The sequence below is a fragment of the Sphingosinicella sp. genome (genome assembly GCF_052387495.1).
Lineage (GTDB): Bacteria > Pseudomonadota > Alphaproteobacteria > Sphingomonadales > Sphingomonadaceae > Allosphingosinicella.
In genome coordinates this window covers 1-2,982 of record NZ_JBQTJC010000179.1, presented here as the reverse complement: position 1 = coordinate 2,982, position 2,982 = coordinate 1, and the positions used below count along the sequence as shown (strand labels likewise).

Annotated in this window: 2 protein-coding genes; one reads left to right on the top strand and one right to left on the bottom strand. The window is 67.3% G+C overall.

What is annotated here, in order from left to right:
- The first annotated feature begins 178 nt into the window (after positions 1–178).
- Positions 179–1,267 (top strand): efflux RND transporter periplasmic adaptor subunit, encoded by a 1,089-nt coding sequence (locus ACT4N8_RS10250; RefSeq protein ID WP_444858033.1) that lies wholly within the window; start codon positions 179–181, stop codon positions 1,265–1,267.
- Positions 1,268–1,592: 325 nt separating this feature from the next.
- Here the strand turns inward: ACT4N8_RS10250 and ACT4N8_RS10245 are convergent, their stop codons facing one another.
- Entirely contained in the window at positions 1,593–2,636 is a 1,044-nt protein-coding gene (locus tag ACT4N8_RS10245; protein ID WP_444858032.1) for an IS110 family transposase, read from the bottom strand.
- Between the last annotated feature and the right edge of the window lie 346 nt (positions 2,637–2,982).

The following is a 2,982-nucleotide window of genomic DNA, read 5'->3' as shown; positions in this document are numbered from 1 at the left end:
ACTCCTCCGGATGCGACAACAATCTTTGCCGCGAATGTCGATTTCGAGGCGGTCTGTTCGTCTATAGGCCGCAAGGAGCGAGTCAAACTTTCGGACGCGAGGCGCCTCCGGGCGCGAGCGGCACGTCGTTAGGCGAGGTAAGACGGGGATGGGAATGTCGGGTCGGATACTAGCCTGGGTGGTCGTGATCCTGGGTGCCGGCGCGGTTGCCGGCGGCTTGGGCTTCTACAAGTATGCCGAGATCAAGGCGGCGACGGCGGCGGCAGCAGCCGCTCCCGAAGCCGCGGAAGCGGTCGAGGCCGTGCGCGTGCGCAGCGGTCACTGGACGGCGTCCGCACGGGCGGTGGGAACGGTCGTCGCCCTGCGCCAGGTCGAGATCCGCAACGAGCTGGCCGGAACCATCGCCGCGGTGGCGTTCTCGTCCGGCGATATCGTCGAGGCCGGCCAGGTGCTCGTCCGCTTCGATACGCGCCAGGAAGAAGCGTCGCTCGCGGCCGCCGAGGCGGAGGCCCGGATGGCGCGCCTCACCTTCGAGCGGCGCGACCGGCTGCGCGGAAGCCAGGCTCTTTCCGCGCACGACCTCGATCGGGCGCGCGAGGAGTCCGCGGCGGCGACCGCTCGCGTCGAAAGTCTCCGGATCGGCATCGAGAAGAAGACGCTGCGGGCCCCCTTTCGCGCCCGCATCGGGCTGACCGATCTGCAACCCGGCGCCTATCTCGACGCCGGCACCCGCATCGCCATGCTCCAGGGCGTCGACGCGAATGCCTATGTCGACTTCTCGCTGCCGCAGGACGCGACCTCGGCGATCGGACCGGGCGCAACCGTCAATCTCGCGGCGCCGCAGATTCCCGGCGGCACGGCCACCGCCACGATCGTCGCCGACGACGCCAGCGTGGACGACAGCAGCCGGACGGTCCGATTCCGCGCCACCGTCAGCGGCCTCGGCGAAGCGCTGCGCCCGGGCACCTTCGTCGACGTCGTCGCCGTCACGTCGGCACCGCAAGCGGCCCTGTTCGCGCCGCTGACAGCCGTCAGGCGCGCACCCTTCGGACAGTACGTCTATGTTCTCGCGAAAGAGCAGGGCCAGTTGCGGGCGCGCCAGCGCATCGTCCGGACGGGACCGGTCCGGGACGGCGACATCGCGATCACCGAGGGCGTCGCCGAGGGCGACCTGATCGCCGCCGCCGGCTCGTTCAAGCTGCGCGAAGGCATCCTCGTGAACATCGACAGCCCGCCGGCGCAGAGCGCGCAGGCCGTGGCCGAATAGAGCGGGGATTCACATGTCAGGACACCCAGGTTGTAATTCCCGCGAAAGCGGGAATCCATATGTGGACGGCCCCCGGCCTGCAAGAGTTCGGAGAGGTTGTGATCGGATCGCTTGCACCCATATGTCCGGCCTGTTTGTGGCGGTCGCCATGACCGCTGGCCAAGATGGGTTCCGCGATGCGAGTTCCACACAGGGCAACGGTGTCGAATGCCACTGGATTCCACGGATTGTCTCGCATGTCGAATCGATCGATCGCACCATCTGCTCCGTCTCGAGCAAGCGCCGGCCTCAGCGGCAAGCGTCCTGTCGCCTGCCGCCGATCCGATTAGACTGTCTGCCCCACGGCGGCGGCGACAGCATGACGGGGATCGTAAGGCTCCCCACTGACCATCAGCTTCCAGGCGATGCGTGCCATCTTGTTGGCCAGCGCCACGGCGGCCTCCTTCGGCTCTTTGCGCTTCAAGAGCGCGATGAGCCACGGCGAGGGAGAACCTCTGCCGCGTCGCACCTGCTGGATCACCGCAGTCGCGCCGACCACCAACGTCGAGCGCAAAGCCTCGTCACCGGCGCGCGTGATCACCCCCAACCTGGTCTTGCCGGCGGTCGAGTGATCGCGCGGCGTCAGCCCGATCCACGCCGCGAAGTGGCGGCCGGACGGGAAGCTGTGGGGATCGGGGGCCTTCAGCGCCAAGAGCGTGGCGCCGATCGGGCCGATGCCGGGAACCTGCGCCAGCCGGCGGCTCGGCTCATTCTGCCGGTGCCAGGCCATCAGCCGGGCTTCCATCTTCGTCAGCTCGGCCTGCACCTGCGTGTATTCCTCGGCCAGCGAGGCGAACAGCGCCCGCGCCAGGTCCGGCAGCGTCTCCTCCGCCTGCAGGCGCGCCAGCAGCGGCTCGATCTTGTCCAGACCCTTGGCGGCGACCAATCCGAACTCCGCGGCATGGCCACGGATCGCATTGCTCAACTGAGTGCGCCGACGCACCAGCCGGTCGCGGCTGCTCGCCAGCATCTGCGCCGCCTGCTGCTCGGCCGTCTTCACCGGCACAAAGCGCATCGTCGGCCGGCTCATCGCCTCACACACCGCTTCGGCATCCACCGCGTCGTTCTTGCCCCGCTTTACATAGGCCTTCACGTATTGCGGCGGCAACAGCTTGACCTCATGCCCCAGGCCTTGCAACGCCCGCGCCCAATGATGCGCTCCCCCGCAGGCTTCCATCCCGATCACCGTCGGCGGCAGCGCGGCGAAGAACCCCTCCAGCTCTCGACGCCGCAACTTCTTGCGAAGCACGACCTGCTCGGATGCATCCACCCCATGTAACTGAAACACTCGCTTGGACGTGTCCATACCAATTCGACTAAGCTGTTTCACGGACGGCCTCCTCGTTTGAGATCCACAACGACCTCAATCTGGCAGATTCGATGCCGTCGGGGGCCGTCCACTCCATCAGGGCAACCGCATCGTCGGTCGCTCTGGACGGGGGGTGACAAGCTTTCAAGTATGTGGCTGTTCCGAGCCAGATTTCATCGCTGCGCAACAAGCCGGCGCCGACCGGACCTATTCCTGGTTGTCGCGCCACTCGGACGAATAGCGGTGGGACCATGTGACGTTGCCGCGGGGACCGTAGGACAGCAGCAGGCCCTCGAAGGTCGGCATCTGCCCGATGCCGTAGCCGCCGCGGTTCCGCTGCTCCTCCGTCGGCGCGACCACGTAACAT